The following is a 21,733-nucleotide window of genomic DNA, read 5'->3' as shown; positions in this document are numbered from 1 at the left end:
CTGTCTTATTCTCAAAAAACGTATTGAGATTTTCCATAATGGTCTTTTCATTATTAGCATCTAGTGCAGAGGTAGCTTCATCAAAGAATAGAAACTTGGGGTTTTTATAAACGGATCTAGCAATAAGTAGTCTTTGTTTTTGACCAGTGCTTAAACCCGTACCTTCACTTCCTATTTTAGTGTTATAACTTAATGGTAATTGGTCAATGTAATCTGAAATGTTGGCAACATCTATGGCATGCTTTAATCGGTCTATATCTATATAATCCTCGCCAACTGCAATATTATTGGCAATAGTGTCATTAAAGATGTAACCTTCTTGCATTACTACTCCACAGTTGGCTCTCCAGGTTCTTTGGGATATATTGTTGATATTAAAGGGTCCTATATGTATATCTCCTTGATCAACATCATAAAATCTTAACAATAGTTTCATTAAGGTTGTTTTGCCGCTGCCGCTCGAACCTACAATTGCAGTTGTTTTATTTGAAGGTATGGTTAAGGAGAGGTTTTTTATAACCGGTTCTAAGCCACCTGTATACCTAAACGATACATTGTTTAGCTGTATGTCTTTATTTTCTGGGATTGTAGTGATTTTATGGTCTTCAGGGTTTTCTTCATCCTCCATGTCATGAATTTCACCAAGACGCTCAATAGAGATTTTGGCATCTTGCACCTCTCTTAAAAAAGAAATAAGCTGAATAATAGGCCCATTGAGTTGTCCCACCATATAACTTATGGCCATCATCATTCCAAGAGTGATATCGCCTTCAATAACCAAAGTTGCAGATAGTATGGTAATGAACATATTTTTGAGTTCATTTATAAAATTTGAACCTACGCTTTGTGTTTGTTCCAAAGCAAGATTTTTTGAAGCAATTTTAAAGAGTTTAGCTTGGACGTATTCCCAGTTCCAACGCATGCGCCGTTCTGCATTGTGCAACTTAATTTCCTGCATGCCATTAATAAGTTCAATGACTTTACTTTGTTCTTCACTAACTTGAGAAAAGCGTTTATAATCTAGTTCTTTACGCTTTTTGAAGAAAAATAATACCCAAATTATGTACAGAATACTACCAAGTATAAAAACTCCAAATATTTGTAGGCTATAATATGCCAATACAAGGCTAAAGACAACGAGGTTGAAAAATGAGAATATGATTGTTAATGATGAGGTAGTAAGGATTCGCTCTATACGCTTATGGTCATTGATTCGCTGCAACAAATCACCAGTCATTCTCACATCAAAATAAGAAATAGGCAGTTTCATCAATTTTATAAAAAAGTCCGAGATTAAAGAAATATTTATCCGAGTACTAAGATGTAGAAGTATCCAGCTTCTTATAATCTCTAAAGATGCCTTACCGATAAATAACGCTAATTGGGCAAATAGAATGAGGTACACAAAGTTTAAATCTTGATTTTGAATTCCTACATCAACAATACTCTGGGTTAAAAATGGAAGTACAAGCTGAAGTAAACTACCAGCTACTAATCCAATGATTAACTGAACTATAAATTTTTTGTACTTATATAGGTATTTAAAAATAAAGCCAAAACCAAAGTCCTCATTATCCTCAAATTCAGATGTATAGAATTTTGGTGTGGGTTCTACAATTAAGGCAATGCCCTCTTCGGTGTTTTCATTGACATTGTTGCCTATCCAATGCTTCAAGAATTCTTGTTTACCGTAGGTAATTAAGCCATGTGCTGGGTCAGAAACATAAACAGTATCGTTTTTAATCTTGTAAACAACGACGTAATGGTTTTTATTCCAATGGACGATAGAAGGTAAGGGTGCTTCCAACAGCTTATTAAAAGCCAGCTTTATACCTAGGGAACGAAATCCTATGGATTCGGCGGCATCACTTATACCCATTAAGCTACTGCCTTCTCTTGTGGTTTCGCTCAGTTGTCTTAGCTCTTGAGTATTTATGGTCTTGCCGTAATGTTTGGCAATAATTTTAATGCAGGTTGGACCGCAGTCCTTGGCTTCTGTTTGTTTGTATGTTGGGAATTTCTTTTTCAAGTATAAGAGGTTATGTAATTCTAAAATTGAACCTCTAATTGTAGAGGCTCAATAATTAAGCTAGTATAGCATTGGTTTTACCAATTCCATAAATAGCTAAAGTCGTTTGGATTATTGACACAACCACCATGGATTCGGTGGGCAAATCTTCCAAATTGATTAACATAATAAGGTTCCATACATGTTGGGTTGCCTCCCCAAGAGCCATTGATATTCTTCATTTCTGCTGCACTTAGGACATTTCCCAAATTTTTTAAATTTTTCATAATAAATTATTTATAAAAATTACATTTGCAGTGAACAGTTAAAGACACTTACTTTTTGTGTCTATTCTTCGCGAGAGAATACTGTTCAATACAAAGCCCTTTTTAGGGCCTTGTTATTGTATATTTTTTGCGTTTACAAAAGGTATATTTGGATTATTGATCTCTGATAGTTCCTCTAGGTTTTCTATAAAATAGATAAGGTCGTTGCGATCAAACATTTTTGGATAAGCTTTACCACTAATTAGAATCTCAGGCGTAAAATTGATGCTGTGTTGAGAGCACCAATTATATTGATTTTCGAGAATTGGTAAATACATTTTTGGCCTTGAGCATTCATTCCATTCATCCAACCAATCATCTGGTTTAGAATCACCATAGATTTCATGCATTGCCTCTAAACAGGTTTCAATGCCTTCGATATTATATATTTCTAAAAGCCTTAGGGCAATTTTAACTGCTGTATTTCCAGGGTTCGTTGGATTGATATTAAATCTTACCGTCAGTTTTGCTGATTTAGGATAAGTGTTTAATATCTGCTCAATGGTTTTATGCACAGGCTTACAGTGTCCGCATAATGGGTTGGTTATAAATACGATGTTTAACTTACTATTATTATTTCCAAAAATTATTTCCTCTGTGAATTTTATATAAGTGTTGATTGTTTTTGATGTGTCTAGTTTTGCACTAAGTAGCTCAAAGTTTCGCTTTAGTTTATGATAACTTACCTTAACTTTTTTAAGTGCCTTATTATCTTTTAAAAGTTTTGAACCCACTAACCAAAGTATCGCAGTAAGAGAAAATGCTAGGATAGCTATCAATATGGCTTGAATACTATATGAGGACTGAAAGTTAAATGCTGTGATAAAAGCTTGGCACCACATAACCGCTAGGATACTCAAACATAAAAAGCACCACTTTTTCATTACCATAGATTGAAAGTAAATTGAGTAAATAGTTATAGGCAGGGCTATTAAGCTTATGAGCTTAGGGATAAAGATGGTTCTATTGCTCAAGGTTAAAAAAGAGATAGCCAGAGCAAGCCCTGTAAAATAAATAACGCTCAAATCACTAAGCTTTAAGTTCTTGTATATTGTGGACGCTTTAGATTTAAGGATTGCATCACAGCTCTTTTTTTCGCTTGGGTTAGAGCAAAACGCATTACCTAGAATATTGCTTTCTCCTTGTTCTTGCTTTAAAATACTAATGGAGATGTAAATTCCTAATATTGATAAGCATAGAAAACTAAGGTCAATTATATTGGGTTGCGATAGGGCCAACATAACGGCAAATACTAAAAGAGCTCCAACAGTTAAGCCTTTAATTATATTTGGATTTAATGTTGGTTCACTCGATTTTGACTTGGCGGTATTATCCTTTTCAACAGCTAATAAAATCCCTGTAAATTGATTTAAAAACTCGGATTGGGATAAGGTTTTCCTTTCTTTTTCGCTGATGGTTATTTTACAAGCATTTTTAGTTTTTGTAACAACAACCAATTGTTTAAGAGAATTAACTTCTATTTGGGCTAAAAATGTATTTGGCAACTGATGAAAAGTTTTTAGCGTATTAGGTACATCCAAAGCAAGATTTTCTATATTAAAATGATCTAAGACGCCAGTTACAGCATGTAAGCTTGGATAAGTAGGATGACTTTGAATCTGAAAATCCAATTCTTCAAAATCTATTGATATTTTATGGGCTTTGAGTAATTGCTGAATAAGAAAACTTAATGCGTCCTTCATAGTAGAGAATTCTTTTATTTTCTCTAATGTTCCAGAATTTCAATATTGTTACCCTAAATGCCTCGCTTTTTTTTATTTGTAAAGTATAAAGTGATGATGATTAGTAAGATGATAATGGTTAGGTAATAATAAAAGAAATAGCTGTTATCAAGGCTAACAGTGTTTGTATCGCCTATCAACACAAAAGAAGCCCAGTAATAAGGTGAGGCGTTACTCAGTGAATTTTTCTCTAAATAGCTGAGTTTTGAGTTTCTAAGCGCCTCAGATTTGGTTTGACCTTGGTTTAGGTTTTTATAAAACTCTTCAATTATAAGAGATGTGGATTTATCGTTTACATTCCATAATGTACTAGCAACACTTTTTGAACCAGAATGAAAAAATCCCCTCGCTAAGCTAAATATACCTTCTCCCTCTTTTATTTGACCACTAGCTGTATTACAAGCACTCAATGTGACAAGTTGAGCGTTGCTTTGAATATTATAAAGTTCGTTCAAATAAATTTTTTCATTTTGTAAAGCTATCCATGGCGAAATAGAATCGTTTGCGTTGGCATGTGTAGCTAAATGGATAATTTGAGAGTTGGAAATATTGTTTAAAAAATTATCTTTATTTGCTTGGTCATTCAAATAGAAATCACCGTTTAATAGTTGTTTCAGTTTTGATATTTCATTTCTTGTATTATTCAGTTCGGCAAGACCGTTATTAAAAGTCACAGGTGCAAAAGCAGTAATGTCTGATTTATAATTTTCTTTGGCTTTACTATTTTTGTTTGAAAAGGTTAATGAATATGCATATGATATTTCGTGCCTTTTAATAAGATAATCTTTGTCATTATCACTGGTTTTAAGTGCTTCAAAAGAAAGTACTTGTAAGTTGTAATCTGGAATAATAATAAGTTTTTTAGCATTTTCTAAAGAAACAGGTATAAGTTCATTGTAAAGTGAATAGGCAATTTTATTAAAGTTTGACTTTTGCTCTGTGGTTGTAAAAGGCTGTGATATGGTGCTGTTAAATTCACTAATTTTTTTTGTTAATTCTTCAGTATCTCCAAAATTAAAAAAACCGATACTATTTCTGCTTATAGTCATTAGATAGCCACCTGAACTATCCAATACATATTCTAAAATAACGTTATCATGCTCTAGATTCTCTTGAACATTTTTTAGGTTAATGATTTGATTGGTTACTTTAGAGTCATAATAGTCGCTGTATTTATTTTTGAGCTTTTTTAAGAATTCAGTATGTTTAATTTTAAGCGAATTAAGAATTTTAGATAAAGAGTCTAATTTGGTTTTGTCGGAATAATAAATTTTGTTTTCTATATCAGAAATAGATTGTTTTATGATAAATTCTTTTTCCAATACACTATCAGGTATTTTTAACTGTTTGCGTAGCTCCTTTTCGGTTAAATTGTCTAATAGCAAAACCGCTTTCTTTTTTTCCATAAAATAGAAAGCCGTTTCTATATCATTTAATATATAGCTGACTCTTATAGCCAACATGTAAATTTGAGAAGCTTCTTGTTGCCAGAATAACTTATTTTTAATGGCAATACTTTCCTTTTTGATATTGTCAATTAAGTGATCGGCTAAGATTACAGTTTCTTTTGCAAGCTTTATGTCTTTTATTTGATTTGAAGATTTATATTTTTCAACAAGGAATAAAGCTCTATTCTTCAATGTGAAAACGGTATGGGTTTTGTCTTGTGATAAAGTGATAGTCTCCAGACTCGGCATTGACTTGGCATTTAGGTCTAAATACTCAGGGAGTAATAAGGATAATTCTTTATGATTGGCTTTAATAGCCAGGTCAATATTATCCTTACGGTAGTAATATTCGCTTAAATTTGTGTATAATTTTATTAGGATAGGGTCATTAGGATGGGATAATTTAATGCCTCTTTTTATATACAATAGACTACTGTCGTTATTGGCTAAATTATACAAATAACCTAAATTGTTATTAATTAAAGCCATTTTAGAAGTATCGTTAACACTCTTAGCTCTTTCTAATGCTCTATCGAAATGAAATTTTGCTTTTTGAATATCTAAGACTTCTTCATTGCTGTAATAATTTCCGAAATTAATCTCATTATTGGTTACCCTAAAATCATCAAGTTTAATTGACCTGATTAATGCGTCTACTTTTTTGAGAAGGTTCAGTTTCTTTTCTAAAAATCCATCAATATTGGTATTGTAAGTATCGTAGACATCCAAGAGGTTAGAATAATTAATTATTAGCTCTTTTTCTGCAAAATACGTTGGCTCTGAGATACCTTTCTCAAAATAAGACACAGCTTGGTGAAAGTCACCTAATCTTCTATATAAACGACCCAGCTCACAATAGGACTGAAATGTTTTTTTATCAATATCAAAACTGTCGATTACTTTTTGATGCGTAGCAACGGATTGATAATAGTTCTTATTTCTTAAATAAAATAGTCCTAAATTAAATAAAGCGTTTTTGTATGCTACACTGTCTAGGCTTCTAAGTCCAATGGCAACCTCTATTTCTGCATATTTAATAGCACTAGTAAAGTCTTTTCTTTTGTAAAACTCAATGGATTTATCATGAGCGAATTTAGCAAGACTATCAAATTTGTTTTCTTTATAAAGTTTAGAAGATATACTATCAAAAAGCTTTATGTCTGAAGTCTTTACCTGGCTTGTAAGTTTCAATAAAGAGACAGACATAAAGCAAAATGTTAGGAATACTTTTATCGAATAATTCAATTCTTAAGAATTAGTTGCACCAAATACCTACTCTATAGCTCTGAATACTTATAATACTTCCGATACTTTTTATAATTGGATCCTCATCGTTATTGCTACTTGATCCGCCACTACCGTCCGCACTGCTACAAGAACCACAACCAGACCCACTTCCGCGACCATTCCCATTAACAGGAAATAATTGATCAAATCGCATTACAATAATGTTTGGGTTATTTGCACAGGTAAAGTGATTTATTGGGTTTAAGGTACTTATTGCATCGTCAATATCTTGTTGAGATGCATAGTCGTGGAAAGTAATACTAATAAAATTAGAAGTATTTATAGATTTTGCAGTAAGGTTATAAGAATCATCGGTTTCTAAGTCAGTCTTATCCTGTAGTTCGTTAACGGAACAGCTTAGTACTAAAGTGATAACTAATAAGCTAAAAATCTTAAATGGTTTTGTTGTCATAATAAATATTGTTTTTACCATTTTGTACATAAAAATATATATTTGTTACCCATCAAAATCATTTTTCTATTAAATTTAACTTACATGAACGACCCAAGTTTTTTTTTAGAAGGATTAATAAGTAATAATGAGACAGTAGTGAAGAATATTTATGAAGGGTCGTTTCGCAAAGTCTTAAGCTTCATTGCAAATAATAATGGACAAAAGGAGGATGCTGAAGATATTTTCCAAAAGGCATTACTGCAATTAGTGGTGCGTTATAAAAAAGAAAGATTTGTCATTAATACCAGTTTTGAAGCCTATTTGTTTACGGTTTGCAAAAATTTATGGCGCCGCGAGTTGAATAAGTCCAAGAAAGAGGTAACAAATTTGACAATAGTAGAACTTAAGGACGATGATGAGGATATTGCAAGAGCTATTGTTGAACAAAAACGCTGGGAGCTCTTTACAGAGTGCTTAGATAAAATTTCTGATAATTGTAGAGTTATACTTAAGCTTTTTTTTGAGAAAGTATCCTATGCAAAAATCGTAGAAAAATTGCATTATAATTCTGAAACTGTTGCGAGACAACGTGTTTTTAAGTGCAAAAATAAATTGAAAGAATTGATTAGAAAGGATGTTCGTTATAGAGAACTCACCAATATATGAGTATAGAAGACGACATATTAATAGAAAAATACCTTAGAGGTGCACTTCCCGAGGCGGATCAAAAAGCTTTTTTGGATAGATTGGCGTCAGATGCTGTATTTAAGGAACAATATAATCTAGAAAAGCAACTTTTTGATGCGTTGAATGAAGATAGATGGAGTTTTTCTAATGTAGATGGAGTAGAAATTGATGCCTATAAAGAAATTCTTGAGGGCGAAGATGTACAAAATTTAAAAAAAACGCTGACTGAAGTTAATACCAGATTCAATAATTCCAATCAGAAAAAAACAAAATCAAAAACAATATACTATTATCTGGCAGCAGCTTCTATTGTAGTTTTCCTAGGGGTTCAATTTTTCTTTAATCATAACCCCTCAAGTCAGGAATTATATAACGAATATATTGAACTTAACGATTTGCCCTCTTTTGCTTCTAGAGCTCATGACAGCGGTGAGTTACCTAAAGCCCAACAGTTGTTTGAGGATAAAAAGTACAAAGAGGCCTTAATCATTTTTCAAGAGCAATTAGGCGCTTCTGAATTTGAAGGTAATGTTTTTTTGTACTTAGGGATTTCTCAAATAGAATTAGGGGAATACAGTGCTGCTGAGAAAACTTTTGAGGACTTGATTAACAGTGACCTGTTGGATTCCAAAAAAGGCTATTGGTATAAAGCCCTTTTGTATCTAAAGCAGGACAGAGTAGAGGAGACCAAGGAAGTTTTAAATAAAATAGTGGTTGACCGATTATTTAATTCGGAAAAAGCCAGAGCCTTACTTGCTGAATTGAATTAGGTTTTATTTCAGTTTATTAAAGATTCCATTCCAACGCAGTTGTCTTATAAATTGTCCCTCTTCTTTAGAAACCAAGAATTCAACATTATTGGATTTGGCCTTAAAATAGCCTTTTATATAATCTCTAAATAGATGAAGACTTCGTTTTTTATAGGCTAGTTTTAAAGCCGATAGCAATGTAATCCAAAAGCCATAGCGCATTTTGTACATGGCTTCTCCCTGTAAATATTTTGAAGCTTTGTTATAGGATTCACTGGTAGGTTTAAGGTGATTAACATGTAGTGACTCATCCGTTAAAATCTCCCAACCATGGTATTTTGCCAAGAGTTCATCAACCGTATCCCAACCCATCGAAGGTTTTAATTGTCCGATTTGCTCAAAACAAGCTTTTCGGTAGGCCTTTAGAGCTCCTCGAATATGATCCTTACGCGTTAAGTTTTCTAAAATCCAGACACCGTTTTTTTTGATGTAGCAAAAGCCGGCGGCCATACCTAATTTTGGATTGGTTTTAAAATGATCCGCGATTTGCTCTAGGTAATTTTTTGGAAAAATAAGATCAGCATCAAACTTACAAATGATATCATATTGATCATCTAAAATGTCTAAGCCTTTATTAAATGCATTGATGATTTTAGATCCTGGTAAATGTTGTTCTGAAGAACTGGTATTTACCAAGGATATCCAATTAAACCTGGCTTGGTAATCTTCGACAATACTTTGGGTATTATCAGTAGAATTATCATTGACAACCACAAGTTGTTTAGGTAACAAGGTTTGCCCAACCAAAGATTCCAGTGTTTGCCCAATAAAGGTGGCTTCATTATGTGCTGGGATGATGATATAAAAGTTCAAAATCTTTAATTCCAAGTTCCAAAACTAAATAAATCCAATCGCAATTTGTTGTTTAGAGATTGTTATTTGGGATTTCTTTCAGCGTAAACTATGTAATAACGATTAGTAAATTGTCTTAGAATTGGTCTAATACCAAGTTTTTTTACAGGATTCGTCCATTTAGCACGATCTTTTATGGTCCATCCCGTTTTTTCTAATAGCCAATCCAGTTGCCAATCTTCAAATTCATGGTAATGCCTGTCCCACTTATCATATTCATTCTTATAAGCAGAAGCAAACCATAATTTTAAAGGTACACTAATCACTAACTTATTGGCTTTTATCGATTTTAAAACTTCATAAGGCGATAAAAGATGCTCAAATATTTCTAAGGCTGTTACGACCTTGGCATTTGAGTTTTCTATTGTAGAGCGGTTCTCGTCCAAATCTTCACCTTTAGTGTTTTCAACCTTATAACCTTCAGAAATCAAAATCTCTGAAAAAGGATTTTTAACGCCTAAATCCAGAATAGATTCTGATGGGTCTACATGTTTTTTAAGAAACTCTAGGGTTAATCTAAAGCGCTTATTTGGGAAGGTTTTCTCGTACATAGTTGTTATCCGAGAAAATCGGAAAATCTTATGATTAATATCGGTAAACAATCGCATTGAGATGCATACCAGCACCTACACTTGCAAATATAATAATATCACCTTTGTTGATTTGGTGTTTATCAAGCTGATTGTTTCTAATTAAATCAAAAAGGGTTGGTACCGTGGCAACAGAGCTATTACCTAGTTTGTGGATGCTCATTGGCATAATATCTTCAGGTGCTTGGGCTTTGAATAATCTGTAAAAACGTTTAATAATGGCTTCGTCCATTTTTTCGTTGGCCTGATGGATTAATACCTTTTTTACTTCTGATATATCCACACCACTTTTATCTAAACAATCCTTCATGGCTTGAGCTACATTGGTCAACGCAAATTCATAAATTTTTCGACCATGCATTTTTATGTAGCGCGTATCGGGACATAAATCTTTATTGTTTGAATTTCCAAAGAATAAGTAATAGGCCTCATCGTAGGTGAAAGATGCTGACTCATGCGCTAATATACCACTATCATCGTCAGAAATCTCAACAATACTAGCACCTGCACCATCAGAATAAATCATAGAATCCCTATCGTGTTTATCAACTACACGCGATAATGTTTCAGCTCCGATAACTAAACATCGTTTTGCCATTCCGGCTTTTATAAAAGCTTTGGCTTGTATAACGCCTTCTACCCATCCTGGACAGCCAAAGAGAATATCATAAGCTACACATTTCGGATTTTTTATTCTCAGTCTATGCTTAATACGCGATGCTAAACACGGTAATATGTCACTCTGAATAGTATTGGCCTTAACGTCTCCAAAATTATGGGAACATATGATATAATCAATCTCTTCGGGATTAGCATTAGCATCATCTATTGCTTTTTGTGCGGCAAGAAAACCAATATCCGAAGCAACTAATTGGTCGTCTACATAACGTCTCTCAACAATGCCAGTAATAGCTTTAAACTTTTCTACGATGACTTCACTAGGATAATCTATTGAGGAGCCGTCGCTGTTAAGAAATATGTGTTGATGAAAATCTTCATTTTTTTCTATACTTTTAGGGATATAGCTACCTGTTCCTGTTATTTTAATGTTCATAAACGTGGGGTTCTAAAATAATGTTATATACAGAAACGCCAATGTAACCATATTTAATTATATAAGACGAAAAATAGATGTTGTTTTACGATGTTCAACCACTTATCTAGGCTTCAATATATTGTTCAATAGGCGCACAACTACAAATCAGATTTCTATCGCCATAAGCATCATCTACTCGTCTTACACTTGGCCAAAACTTATTGTCCCTTATATAATCTAAAGGAAACGCAGCTTCTTGTCTCGTATATGGTAGTAACCATTCGTCGGAAGTTAGCATATCCATAGTATGAGGTGCATTCTTCAATACATTGTTTGTCTCTTCTTTTGTGGCTTTATCAATTTCTGCTCTAATGGAAATTAAAGCATCGCAAAAACGATCCATTTCTGCTTTACTCTCACTTTCTGTAGGCTCTATCATCATTGTACCAGCAACAGGAAACGAAACAGTTGGCGCATGGAAGCCATAGTCCATCAAACGTTTGGCAATATCAGATACTTCAATACCTTTTGCTTTAAAATCACGACAGTCTATAATCATTTCGTGTGCTGCACGTCCATTTTCGCCAGTGTAAAGCGTGTCATAATAACCTTCTAAGCGCTCTTTGATATAATTAGCATTAAGGATGGCGACTTCAGTAGCTTTTTTTAATCCACCAGCACCAAGCATTTTGATATAACCATATGAAATAATACAAGCTAATGAAGAACCAAATGGTGCTGCTGAAATTGCCGATATGGCTTGATGTCCACCAGTCTTTATTATTGGGTTTCCAGGAAGGAAAGGCACTAATTGTTTAGCCACACAAATAGGACCAACGCCAGGTCCGCCTCCACCATGTGGAATGGCAAATGTTTTATGTAAGTTAAGGTGGCACACGTCTGCACCAATATTTCCTGGGTTGGTCAAACCAACTTGGGCATTCATATTAGCTCCATCCATATAGACTTGTCCGCCATTATCATGAATAATTTGCGTTATATCTTTAATCGCAGATTCATAAACACCATGGGTAGAAGGGTAGGTGACCATTAATGCAGCAAGATTATCTTTGTGCAGTTCGGCCTTTTCCTTTAAATCATCAACATCAATGTTTCCATCTTCTGAGGCTTTGGTAACAACAACTTTCATACCAGCCATAACTGCACTTGCAGGATTGGTGCCGTGTGCAGAAGAAGGGATTAAACAAATATTTCTATGATGGTCACCACGAGATTCGTGATAAGCCCTTATCACCATAAGACCAGCAAACTCTCCTTGGGCGCCAGAATTTGGTTGCAAGGATGTCGCTGCAAAACCTGTAATTTCTGTCAATTGATCCTCTAAAGCCTTTAACATAAATTGGTAACCTGCGGCTTGTTCTTCGGGTGCAAAAGGATGCATATTTCCCCAGCTGCTCCAACTCAAGGGTAACATCTCCGCGGCCGCATTAAGTTTCATGGTACAAGAACCAAGAGATATCATGGAGTGGTTTAAGGCCAAATCTTTACGCTCTAATCTTTTGATGTAACGCATTAATTCGGTCTCGGAATGGTAGGAATCAAACACATCAAAGCTTAAAAAGTCCGTTTGGCGTTTCAATCCTTCCGGAATTGTATCTGCCTCCGAAATCGAAACAATAGTATTTGTTTTTTGTCCTATGACAGTTTCAAAAATTGCAATGATTTCATTTAAATCTGAAACTGTTGTAGTTTCGTTAATTGAAATGGTGACTGTATCCTTATCGGGATAATAAAAGTTTACTTCTTTTTTTTCAGCTTCGTATTTTACCTTAACCGCATTAGCTTTGATTTGAATCGTATCAAAATAATGTGTATTGACTTGTTCTAAACCTAAATCTTCAAGAGCATTGGATAGGGTTGAGGTCGTGTTTTTTACTTTATCAGCGATAAAGGTTAAACCTTTTGGACCGTGATAAACAGCATACATACCTGCCATTACGGCTAATAGTACTTGTGCAGTACATATGTTTGAAGTTGCTTTGTCGCGTTTTATATGTTGTTCTCTGGTCTGTAATGCCATACGCAACGCTCTATTGCCATTGGCGTCTTTAGTAACTCCAATAATCCTTCCTGGGACATCACGTTTATAGGCTTCTTTGGTGGCAAAATAAGCCGCATGAGGGCCACCGTAACCCATTGGAATACCAAAACGTTGCGTTGTACCAACAACCACATCTGCTCCAAATTTACCAGGTGCTTCAAGCTTAATAAGACTTAGAATGTCTGCTGCTACTGCCACTTTAATGTTTGAAGCGTTGGCTTTTTCTATGAAGGACTTAATATCAGTAATCTGACCATTTTTGCCTGGATATTGTAAAAGTGCACCAAAAAATTCTTCAGTAAGATTGAATTGCGATTCGTTACCAATTACTAATTCTACTCCTATAGGAGTTGCTCTAGTTTTTAATAAAGCAATCGTCTGCGGCAAGACTAAATCTGAAACAAAGAACTTATTAACGCCTGCTTTTTTTTGAGCTCTATCCCTAACCGCAAATAATAAACCCATGGCCTCTGCTGCTGCAGTACTTTCATCCAATAACGAGGCATTGGCAATTTCCATTCCGGTAAGGTCAATCACCATGGTCTGAAAATTTAAAAGGGCTTCTAAACGTCCTTGTGCAATCTCGGCCTGATAAGGCGTATACGCCGTATACCAACCAGGGTTTTCTAAAATATTGCGCTGTATTACAGCTGGTAAATTTGAAGGGTGGTATCCTAAGCCTATATATGATTTGTAAACTTTGTTGAGTTGCGACAATTTATAGATATGATCAAGATAATCTTGCTCGCTCATAGCAGCATCCAAATCTAAATCCTTTTTGAGACGAATACCAGCAGGTATAGTTTCAGAAACTAGTTGTTCAATACTGGTAACACCGATAGTATTTAACATGGCTTTTTCTTCGTCTGAATTCGGGCCAATATGTCTAAGTGCAAAAGAGGTTGTGTCCATTCTAAAATCAGCTAATTTTTTTGATATGCAAAAATACGGAAATAGCCTCTGTTTTTAGTTAATGTAAACTAAAGTTTTTAACCGAAAATACGTGTTATTAACACATTGATTATTTTTGTTTAATGGGGATTTTAAAGCGTTTACTTAATTTTTATATAAATAGTAGTATACATGTTGCACTTGCTGTTTATTCTTTCACTTGGGTGACGTTACTCCAATTTGAATTGGCTTATTCTAGAGATGTGCTTTATTTTGTGTTTTTTGCTACGATAACAGCTTATAACTTCATAAAGTATTTTGGTATCACCAAGTTTCATCATAGGCGATTGGCTGGTTGGCTGAAAACGATTCAGATATTTTCATTAATGGCCTTTATTGCGATGTGTTACTATGCGATTGAACTAAGCGTCAATTCGCTTGTATATTTATCAATATTTGGGCTTATTACATTTTTATATGCTATTCCTTTGGTGCCGATACGCTATTTTAGAGACGAACAGAAGAATCTAAGGCAAATAAGTGGCCTGAAGATTTATGTCATTGCCTTGGTTTGGGCTTTTACTACAGTATCTCTTCCGTTAATTGAGGTTGAAGTAAGTATCAATTCAGATACAGTCATTACTTTTATCCAACGATTTGTGCTCGTTATAGTTTTGACCTTGCCGTTCGAAATTAGAGATCTTAATTATGACAGTATAAAACTAGCAACTGTACCCCAAAGAATTGGCATCAAAAAAACTAAGACCATTGGAGTGTTTTTACTATTGATATTTTTTTTCTTGGAATATTTTAAGGATGACATAGATTATGATGCCATAATTTCGACAGTGATTATCCTATTTGTATCACTTTTGTTTTTGCTGTTTTCAAACAAAAACCAATCAAAATATTACAGTGCATTTTGGGTGGAAAGTGTGCCAATACTGTGGTTGGCAATACTATTGATGCTTGGCTAGCTCTTCCTCGAATTGCTGTTTAAGCTTACTACGCTCATCATTGTTTAAGCAATCCACATCGGCTTTTTGTATCACTTCGGTTAACTTATTATTTCTATTAACATAAGCCTGAGTAATACGACACCAAGAGAGTCTGATGCCTAATTTAACACGCTCCCAGCCAGTAGCTTCACCATATTGCCTTTTGTCGCAAATATGTTGTGCTTCCTCACAACTTATAAATAAAAGACTTTTTTTCATTGTATTAAAACCAATTTTTTTCCATGCAATCCGCCAGAGCTGTCCTTGCTCTATGGATGATTACCCAAAGGTTAGACGCAGTTATTTCTAATTCATTACAAATCGTTTCTGTATCGTAACCTAAAATCGTTTTCATCTTAAAAACTTCAGCTTGTTTCTCTGGTAATTTACCCATACAATCATATATGGCATCACCCAATTCAGAGTTTTCTATTTTATCTTCGGCCGTTTTATCAAACGGATCGGCGACGCGTTCTTCAAGCCAATCACCTTCAGCTTCAGTATCGCTATTATAACTCATTCTAACTTCGGCTTTACCTTTGTTAGAATTTATTTTGCGATAGTAGTCGATAATCTTGCGTTTAAGGATAGAGATTAACCAAGTGCGTTCGCTGGCTTCACCTTTAAAATTAGCCATGGATTTAAGTCCTGCCAAAAAAGTTTCTGAAACTAAATCCTGTGCCATTTCCCTATCACTAACTCTAGAAATCGTATAGTTAAACAGGTAGTCTGAATATAAATTAATCCAGTTATTAGGGTCTATTTTATGGTCAGCCATTAATACATCTCATTGCTTCATCAAAAATAGGATAAAATATTAACTTCTAAAACAGACTTTTACATTTTACGAGCTTTTGGTGGCACTAATCATATAATATCCAAAGCTTTTCATATGCAAGCCAGATAATAGTGCGTAAAATGACCCCTTTAGATTATGGAAGCTTTCTCTTTTAATGGTGTTGAAACCAAATAGCTTTTTTAGTATAAATCCTGTAATTGCAAAAGGAACATGAAGTACCGAAGGTGCAACCCTAAATGACACATCTTCAACTTTGATACCAATAAAGCCTAATTCCTCTAGTTTTGCTTTGATGAATTGATGGGTTTCTAATTTTTCCAGATTCCAGTGGCTACACAATTTATTGTACGCATATTTACCGCCTTTGCAGAGTTTTGTTTTGTCTTTTTTTAAAAAAGCGTCTGCTATTACAAAGCGTCCACCAGGTTTTAGAATTCGGTGCATTTCTTTTAAGGAATTATAATCATGACCCGAGTGGCAAAAGCTTTCTATTGCCAAGGCAGAATCAAAAGAATTGGACTGAAACGATGTGTTGTTGTAGTTTTCCTTTAGGATAATGCCATTTTTTCCTTTAAGCAATTCATTCCCTTTCTGTACTTGAAAGTTAGATAGTGTTACACCATAAGCCATTACATTTTTGTAGTGTTTTAAAGCATAGCGCATAGTAGCTCCCATACCACAACCCAAATCTACAAGACGGTTTTTGGTTTTACCTATATGAAGTCGTTTTATGACCTGTCTATTCATTTGGTTAAGCATGGAATCGCGCTTAAACGGATTGGTTTTAAAGGGGATGAAGTAACCAAAATGCATGTTGTAATCGTTACTCCAAAACTCATAATCTTCGGTAGCTTCGTTATAAAAATCTACCATGTCTATTCGGTTCTGTTCTTTGTAATTAGTGTAGGGTATACTTTGTGTTTTCATTATGTATTGATTTTGAATTATTGCTGATTGGGTTTCATTAACGTCTTTCTAGATATACCTCTACCTCTGAAGAATAGGAATAGGTTTAGAAATAGCATAATCCCTAAGTAAATAGTGAAGCCGCCAATTTTTTTACTCAGTATTTCCATTAGTGTTTGATAGCTCATTTCACTATGCTTATGGTAATATATTTCCATTATGTATAGAGCAAAGCCAATGTTGATTAAATAAAATCCAATTTCAAACAACTTATTTGTTGCCAATGCAATATCCTCTTTGCCCTTAAAAATGTCTATCATGAAGATTCTACCATTTTTGAAAAGCATTTTAGAAATGTAGATAGTAAGTATGATAACTATAGGTAGATAAATAATGTAACCGATGATGATTTTAGAATTTTCCATAATTTATTATTTTAAAAGTTTTGATTTTTCGATTTGCTTTAGCCAGAAAATATTGTTGTAATGCAGTACAGCTAGTAGTAAGATTATTTTACCTAGAGTTTTACTCAATGAACCAACCATTTCACCAAGACTTGAAACATGTCCCCAATATGCTATAGTTATTATGGCATAGCCAATATTTGTTAAGTAATATCCAATTAGTAAAATCATATTGATGCTTCTTACTAAATCTATATTGCCATCAAACAGATTTAGTAAGAAAATCTCCCCGTTTTTATAAACTAACCATCCAATTTTTATCATAATGAAGCAGATAATTGGCAGATATATGAAGTATGTAATTAAGTTGTAGCTCATTTATGTTTTTAAAATTTCAGAAAAAATTGAAAGTTTGGTTTAAAAAAATTTACTTTTATTTCATCAGCTTTAAGACCGACTTCGTTAACCAGTTTTGTTTTTGGTTTACGAGTTTGTTCATTAAAGTATCCAAATCGTCTGTTAAATCCTTTAAGGCTTTAGTTTGCTTTATCAATTCTTTAGTGTTTTCCGTGCCATCATCTTTAATGGAGGAGACTTCTTCCAAAACTTTAATCACCGGTTTTATCTCTCTTCGGCTTCGTTCTTTTGCTATAGTTCGAGCCAGTTCTTGTACGTCCTTTTCAGTGGTGAAGAACTCCTTGCGTTCACCTGAAACCAAAACCTTGGTGACAATGCCCCAATTAATAAGCTGTCTTAGATTCATACTCGTGTTACCACGGGAGATTTTAAGTTCTTCCATAATATCTTCCATGGACAATGGTTTTGTAGAAATAAACAGCAGGGCTTGGATTTGGGCCATGGCTTTATTAATACCCCAAAGTGTACCCAAGCTTCCCCAAGTGCTGATAAATTTTTCTTTTGCTTCTACATATTCCATGCTACAAATATACAATAATTTTTAAATTTTCAATAATTATTGAAAGTTTATTTTATCTGTAAATGTATATGGTCGTCATGCCTCACAGCCTGGCAACCGTGAAACCTAATTTCAGAATAGCTCTTTAACCCTAATTCTTCTTTTAAATGAGGTTCAATAAATAGTTTTTCATTTTGTGTTCGATATAGAAGACCTTGGATAAGTGTTTTTGTATTTTCTTTATCGAATGCCAAATCACTATTAATGTTAAGGTTCAGATATTTTGTAATGTCATACTGCCAAAAGCCTTTGGATTTACAGTAATTGTTTGTTGGATTTTCTAGATTGACATAGTTGCCATAACCTAATAGCGATGGTTTCTTATTTGTTGGTTTTCCGTCGGCTGTTTTGTATTGAAAGGCAATATCCACTTTTTTACCATCATTATGGCTTAAATGTGGCAACAATGGAAATCCATCAAAAAAAGGGAAGTTAGCATCCAAATAGTTGATTTGGATATCCAAGTACATTAAATCTGTACTGGCATCCTTTAAATTGTACTTTAACTCTGGTGTTACATAATTTCTAAATGCTAACGCATAGAAATAACTTTGGGGTTTAATTGCGGAATCAAAAACAGGTAACTGAACTCTTCCAAAACAAGGAGCAATTAATGGTATTAATATGAGGTTAAAAGCAAGATAAGTTATCGGAAATGTATAACGTTTTTTGCATTTAAGCCAGTATGAAATGACTAAAGCAATTACCCAAATCAATCCTCCAATTTGCGTTAGTACCGTAAGAACGACTATTATAAATATATGCCCTAAAATTTTCAATAGCTTCATTAAGCTAAAACGAAAAATCAGGATGCTTATTTTATTAATCCTGCACGTCGCAATAAGGCCTCGGGCTTTGGCTCTTGTCCTCTAAACTTTTTATACAGAGCCATAGGGTTTTCCGTACCTCCTTGGGATAAAATGTAAGCTTTAAATTTTTCGGCAACGGTTTTATTAAAAATACCTTCCTCTTTGAAATATTCAAAGGCATCGGCATCTAAAACTTCAGCCCATTTATAACTGTAATACCCAGAAGAGTAACCACCTTGGAAGATATGTGCAAAAGCCGTACTCATACAGTTTTCAGCAACATCAGGATAAAGTTGTGTTTCACCAAAAGCCTCAGATTCATACGATTTGACTGATTTTACGGTCTCGGGCGATTCGCCAGCATGCCAAGCCATATCTAACATGCCAAAACTTAATTGGCGTAAGGTCTGCATACCTTCGTGAAATGTAGCAGATGCCTTTATCTTTTCGATCAGTTCCATCGGAATGAGGTCTCCAGTCTCATAATGTGTGGCAAATAACTTAAGTGTTTCTTCTTCATAACACCAGTTTTCTAAAACTTGACTTGGTAACTCCACAAAGTCCCAATACACGTTAGTACCAGATAAACTTGGATAGGTGGTGTTGGCAAGCATGCCATGAAGCGCATGGCCAAACTCATGGAATAGCGTAGTGACCTCATTAAACGTAAGCAATGATGGTTTGCTTTTAGTTGGTTTGGTAAAATTGCAGACTATAGATACATGAGGTCTTTCGTTAACTCCACTCTTAATCATTTGGGGCTTAAATGAAGTCATCCACGCACCATTGCGTTTTCCAGCTCTTGGAAAAAAGTCAGCGTAAAAAATAGAAACTAACTCATCGTTAGTGTCAACAACTTTATAAGTGAGTACATCTTCATGGTATTTATCAATGGTGTGAACTTCCTCAAATCGTAAGCCGAACAATTTTTCCGCAACTGTAAATGCACCATTAATAACATTCTCTAATTTGAAATAAGGCTTAAGTTGTTCATCATCTAAGTTGAATAGTTTTTGCTTCAACTTTTCAGAGTAGTAAGCCGAATCCCATTTTTGCAATTGGTCAATGTTGTCTAAATCCTTGGCGAAGGCTTCCAAATTTTTAAATTCTTCTTCAGCGGCTGGTTTGGCTTTTTTCAATAATTCGTTGAGGAATATGTTCACCTTTTCTGGAGTCTCTGCCATACGCTCTTCCAACACGAAATGAGCATGCGTTTTATAACCTAAAAGTTGCGCACGTTCAAATCGTAAATTGGCAATTCTCAATACTATAGCCTGATTGTCTAAATCATCATTTTTAAACCCTTTGCTCCCAAAGGCTTTAGATAATCGTTCCCTTAGTTGTCTATTATCGGCATAGGTCATAAACGGAATATAACTCGGGTAATCCAAGGTAATTAACCAACCCGCTTTCCTTTTACTTTCAGCAAGCTGTTTAGCGGCTTCTTTTGCACCTTCGGGCAAACCAGACAAGTCGGACTCATCAGTTAAGTGCATTTCAAACGTGTTGGTTTCAGCCAGAATGTGCTCGCCAAACTTTAGTTTTAATTGACTTAATTCTTTGTCAATCGCTCTCAATCGTTCTTTCTTATCTTCGGGTAAATTAGCTCCGTTTCTTGAAAAGCTTTTATATTTTTTATTTAACAGTGTTTCTTGTTCGGTTGTTAGATGTAAACTGGCTTTCGAATCGTAAACTATTTTTACGCGTCTAAATAAGTCCTCATTCAGTGTAATGTCATTACTGAATTCTGAAAGAAGTGGAGAGACGTCTTGTGCAATTTTTTGAATCTCATCATTAGTTTCGGCCGAATTTAAGTTGAAAAAAATACTCGAAACCCGATCCAATTCTTCACCAGAATAGTCTAATGCTTCAATAGTATTTTTAAAAGATGGTATCTCGTCGTTATTTGTAATTGTTTCAATTTCTGCTTTTGCTCTGTCGATAGCTGTCTTAAATGCAGGAAGAAAATCTTCGTTTTTTATTTTTGAAAAAGGTGCAGTATTGTAAGGTGTTACAAAGGTTTTATTAAGAATTGTCATTTTTTAATCCGTCTATATTTTCTTACGTATTGTATTGATAATGTGAATTTTAACTTGATTTTATGATAAAAAATATCTTGTTATTTGTTAAGTTTTGGTTATTTTTGCGTCATCTTTTTGAACAAAATTTTTTGTTCCGAAGGATTGGTTAATAGCAAAGGAAGCCTTGACATCATGTCAAGGCTTTTTTTATAGATCTTTGGCGGAGTCGATGACTTTTGCTTTTAAACCTTCTTTATAAACCACAATTTTATCTAAAATACATTGATCAGAACTTCCTAAAATCTGAGCGGCTAAGATTCCAGCATTTTTGGCGCCATTTAATGCAACTGTTGCGACAGGAACTCCGCCAGGCATTTGCAGAATAGATAGTACAGAATCCCAGCCATCTATGGAATTGCTGCTTTTTACTGGAACACCAATTACTGGGAGGGGAGATAATGATGCTACCATCCCTGGTAAATGGGCAGCTCCACCTGCGCCAGCGATAATAACCTTAATGTTTCTTGAGTGCGCATTCTTACCATAATCAAATAATTTATCAGGAGTGCGATGTGCTGAAACAATATCGACTTCAACCTCTATATCAAACCCTTTTAAAATGTCAATAGCGTCTTGCATTACTGGCAAATCGCTTTTACTTCCCATAATAACTCCAACCTTACTCATA

General features: G+C 34.4%; 21 protein-coding genes. 3 read left to right on the top strand and 18 right to left on the bottom strand.

All coding sequences use genetic code 11. From position 1 onward, the window contains the following. The 5 genes from Q0992_RS01150 to Q0992_RS01130 all read right to left on the bottom strand — a co-directional run. Positions 1–2,029 (bottom strand): peptidase domain-containing ABC transporter (locus tag Q0992_RS01150; RefSeq protein WP_299519441.1); only part of this gene is annotated, 2,029 nt, incomplete at its 3' end. 77 nt (positions 2,030–2,106) lie between these two features. Beyond that, positions 2,107–2,295: a hypothetical protein gene (locus Q0992_RS01145; RefSeq protein ID WP_299519438.1), complete on the bottom strand. Its 189-nt coding sequence runs from the start codon at positions 2,293–2,295 to the stop codon at positions 2,107–2,109. A gap of 113 nt (positions 2,296–2,408) precedes the next feature. Next, positions 2,409–4,037, bottom strand: coding sequence for a vitamin K epoxide reductase family protein (locus Q0992_RS01140; RefSeq protein ID WP_299519436.1), 1,629 nt, complete (start codon positions 4,035–4,037; stop codon positions 2,409–2,411). 53 nt (positions 4,038–4,090) lie between these two features. Beyond that, positions 4,091–6,730: a CHAT domain-containing protein gene (locus tag Q0992_RS01135; protein ID WP_299519434.1), complete on the bottom strand. Its 2,640-nt coding sequence runs from the start codon at positions 6,728–6,730 to the stop codon at positions 4,091–4,093. Positions 6,731–6,779: 49 nt separating this feature from the next. Then, the gene (locus Q0992_RS01130) at positions 6,780–7,223 is read right to left on the bottom strand and encodes a hypothetical protein (protein ID WP_299519431.1); all 444 of its coding nucleotides are present in this window, start codon (positions 7,221–7,223) and stop codon (positions 6,780–6,782) included. 84 nt (positions 7,224–7,307) lie between these two features. On the opposite strand from Q0992_RS01130, the gene Q0992_RS01125 reads away from it, so the two are divergent. After that, positions 7,308–7,871: a sigma-70 family RNA polymerase sigma factor gene (locus tag Q0992_RS01125; RefSeq protein ID WP_299519429.1), complete on the top strand. Its 564-nt coding sequence runs from the start codon at positions 7,308–7,310 to the stop codon at positions 7,869–7,871. Continuing rightward, positions 7,868–8,662, top strand: coding sequence for a tetratricopeptide repeat protein (locus Q0992_RS01120; protein WP_299519426.1), 795 nt, complete (start codon positions 7,868–7,870; stop codon positions 8,660–8,662). Before Q0992_RS01125 ends, Q0992_RS01120 begins: the two co-directional genes overlap by 4 nt. Positions 8,663–8,665: 3 nt before the next feature. Here the strand turns inward: Q0992_RS01120 and Q0992_RS01115 are convergent, their stop codons facing one another. The 4 genes from Q0992_RS01115 to gcvP form a co-directional block, all read right to left on the bottom strand. Next, the gene (locus Q0992_RS01115) at positions 8,666–9,514 is read right to left on the bottom strand and encodes a glycosyltransferase family 2 protein (RefSeq protein ID WP_299519484.1); all 849 of its coding nucleotides are present in this window, start codon (positions 9,512–9,514) and stop codon (positions 8,666–8,668) included. Between the two features lie 62 nt (positions 9,515–9,576). Then, on the bottom strand, positions 9,577–10,104 hold the full coding sequence (locus tag Q0992_RS01110) for a methyltransferase (RefSeq protein ID WP_299519423.1): 528 nt from the start codon (positions 10,102–10,104) through the stop codon (positions 9,577–9,579). Positions 10,105–10,138: 34 nt separating this feature from the next. Continuing rightward, positions 10,139–11,197: a 3-oxoacyl-ACP synthase III family protein gene (locus Q0992_RS01105; RefSeq protein WP_299519420.1), complete on the bottom strand. Its 1,059-nt coding sequence runs from the start codon at positions 11,195–11,197 to the stop codon at positions 10,139–10,141. A 106-nt stretch (positions 11,198–11,303) separates the two neighbouring features. After that, positions 11,304–14,153 carry an aminomethyl-transferring glycine dehydrogenase gene (gene gcvP, locus Q0992_RS01100; RefSeq protein WP_299519417.1) on the bottom strand — a complete coding sequence of 950 codons (2,850 nt, stop codon included), beginning with the start codon at positions 14,151–14,153 and terminating at the stop codon, positions 11,304–11,306. Between the two features lie 203 nt (positions 14,154–14,356). On the opposite strand from gcvP, the gene Q0992_RS01095 reads away from it, so the two are divergent. Continuing rightward, positions 14,357–15,109 carry a hypothetical protein gene (locus tag Q0992_RS01095; protein WP_299519415.1) on the top strand — a complete coding sequence of 251 codons (753 nt, stop codon included), beginning with the start codon at positions 14,357–14,359 and terminating at the stop codon, positions 15,107–15,109. Here Q0992_RS01095 and Q0992_RS01090 read toward each other — a convergent pair. The 9 genes from Q0992_RS01090 to purE all read right to left on the bottom strand — a co-directional run bounded on the left by Q0992_RS01090 (position 15,092) and on the right by purE (position 21,732). Then, positions 15,092–15,349, bottom strand: coding sequence for a hypothetical protein (locus Q0992_RS01090; RefSeq protein WP_299519413.1), 258 nt, complete (start codon positions 15,347–15,349; stop codon positions 15,092–15,094). The two genes, Q0992_RS01095 and Q0992_RS01090, sit on opposite strands and share 18 nt — an antisense overlap. Positions 15,350–15,353: 4 nt before the next feature. After that, a complete protein-coding gene (locus Q0992_RS01085) occupies positions 15,354–15,908 on the bottom strand; it encodes a sigma-70 family RNA polymerase sigma factor (protein WP_299519410.1) in 555 nt (184 codons plus the stop codon). A gap of 66 nt (positions 15,909–15,974) precedes the next feature. Continuing rightward, positions 15,975–16,856 (bottom strand): cyclopropane-fatty-acyl-phospholipid synthase family protein, encoded by an 882-nt coding sequence (locus Q0992_RS01080; protein WP_299519408.1) that lies wholly within the window; start codon positions 16,854–16,856, stop codon positions 15,975–15,977. A 17-nt stretch (positions 16,857–16,873) separates the two neighbouring features. Continuing rightward, the gene (locus Q0992_RS01075; RefSeq protein ID WP_299519405.1) at positions 16,874–17,260 is read right to left on the bottom strand and encodes a hypothetical protein; all 387 of its coding nucleotides are present in this window, start codon (positions 17,258–17,260) and stop codon (positions 16,874–16,876) included. A 6-nt stretch (positions 17,261–17,266) separates the two neighbouring features. After that, the gene (locus Q0992_RS01070) at positions 17,267–17,563 is read right to left on the bottom strand and encodes a hypothetical protein (protein WP_299519403.1); all 297 of its coding nucleotides are present in this window, start codon (positions 17,561–17,563) and stop codon (positions 17,267–17,269) included. Positions 17,564–17,672: 109 nt separating this feature from the next. Further along, positions 17,673–18,176 (bottom strand): MarR family transcriptional regulator, encoded by a 504-nt coding sequence (locus Q0992_RS01065; protein ID WP_299519401.1) that lies wholly within the window; start codon positions 18,174–18,176, stop codon positions 17,673–17,675. Positions 18,177–18,223: 47 nt separating this feature from the next. Further along, the gene (locus Q0992_RS01060; protein WP_299519398.1) at positions 18,224–19,003 is read right to left on the bottom strand and encodes a hypothetical protein; all 780 of its coding nucleotides are present in this window, start codon (positions 19,001–19,003) and stop codon (positions 18,224–18,226) included. Positions 19,004–19,029: 26 nt separating this feature from the next. Then, positions 19,030–21,063 (bottom strand): M3 family metallopeptidase, encoded by a 2,034-nt coding sequence (locus Q0992_RS01055; protein WP_299519395.1) that lies wholly within the window; start codon positions 21,061–21,063, stop codon positions 19,030–19,032. Positions 21,064–21,252: 189 nt separating this feature from the next. Continuing rightward, the gene (purE, locus tag Q0992_RS01050; protein WP_299519393.1) at positions 21,253–21,732 is read right to left on the bottom strand and encodes a 5-(carboxyamino)imidazole ribonucleotide mutase; all 480 of its coding nucleotides are present in this window, start codon (positions 21,730–21,732) and stop codon (positions 21,253–21,255) included. Position 21,733 lies beyond the last annotated feature (1 nt).

Origin of the sequence: Winogradskyella sp. (assembly GCF_028289625.1) — a bacterium.
Classification (GTDB): Bacteria; Bacteroidota; Bacteroidia; order Flavobacteriales; family Flavobacteriaceae; genus Winogradskyella.
The sequence above is the reverse complement of the archived record's forward strand: the minus strand, read 5'-3'. Positions and strand labels throughout refer to the sequence as shown.

Bases quoted from the DNA above. Each gene is read 5' to 3' on its own strand.
- Q0992_RS01120 (WP_299519426.1), top strand. From the start codon at position 7,868: ATGAGTATAGAAGACGACATATTAATAGAAAAATACCTTAGAGGTGCA.
- Q0992_RS01145 (WP_299519438.1), bottom strand. From the start codon at position 2,295: ATGAAAAATTTAAAAAATTTGGGAAATGTCCTAAGTGCAGCAGAAATG.
- Q0992_RS01060 (WP_299519398.1), bottom strand. From the start codon at position 19,003: ATGAAGCTATTGAAAATTTTAGGGCATATATTTATAATAGTCGTTCTT.
- Q0992_RS01105 (WP_299519420.1), bottom strand. From the start codon at position 11,197: ATGAACATTAAAATAACAGGAACAGGTAGCTATATCCCTAAAAGTATA.
- Q0992_RS01140 (WP_299519436.1), bottom strand. From the start codon at position 4,037: ATGAAGGACGCATTAAGTTTTCTTATTCAGCAATTACTCAAAGCCCAT.
- Q0992_RS01090 (WP_299519413.1), bottom strand. From the start codon at position 15,349: ATGAAAAAAAGTCTTTTATTTATAAGTTGTGAGGAAGCACAACATATT.
- Q0992_RS01130 (WP_299519431.1), bottom strand. From the start codon at position 7,223: ATGACAACAAAACCATTTAAGATTTTTAGCTTATTAGTTATCACTTTA.
- Q0992_RS01065 (WP_299519401.1), bottom strand. From the start codon at position 18,176: ATGGAATATGTAGAAGCAAAAGAAAAATTTATCAGCACTTGGGGAAGC.
- Q0992_RS01135 (WP_299519434.1), bottom strand. From the start codon at position 6,730: ATGTCTGTCTCTTTATTGAAACTTACAAGCCAGGTAAAGACTTCAGAC.
- Q0992_RS01125 (WP_299519429.1), top strand. From the start codon at position 7,308: ATGAACGACCCAAGTTTTTTTTTAGAAGGATTAATAAGTAATAATGAG.
- Q0992_RS01070 (WP_299519403.1), bottom strand. From the start codon at position 17,563: ATGATAAAAATTGGATGGTTAGTTTATAAAAACGGGGAGATTTTCTTA.
- Q0992_RS01055 (WP_299519395.1), bottom strand. From the start codon at position 21,063: ATGACAATTCTTAATAAAACCTTTGTAACACCTTACAATACTGCACCT.
- Q0992_RS01110 (WP_299519423.1), bottom strand. From the start codon at position 10,104: ATGTACGAGAAAACCTTCCCAAATAAGCGCTTTAGATTAACCCTAGAG.
- Q0992_RS01085 (WP_299519410.1), bottom strand. From the start codon at position 15,908: ATGGCTGACCATAAAATAGACCCTAATAACTGGATTAATTTATATTCA.
- Q0992_RS01080 (WP_299519408.1), bottom strand. From the start codon at position 16,856: ATGAAAACACAAAGTATACCCTACACTAATTACAAAGAACAGAACCGA.
- gcvP (WP_299519417.1), bottom strand. From the start codon at position 14,153: ATGGACACAACCTCTTTTGCACTTAGACATATTGGCCCGAATTCAGAC.
- purE (WP_299519393.1), bottom strand. From the start codon at position 21,732: ATGAGTAAGGTTGGAGTTATTATGGGAAGTAAAAGCGATTTGCCAGTA.
- Q0992_RS01075 (WP_299519405.1), bottom strand. From the start codon at position 17,260: ATGGAAAATTCTAAAATCATCATCGGTTACATTATTTATCTACCTATA.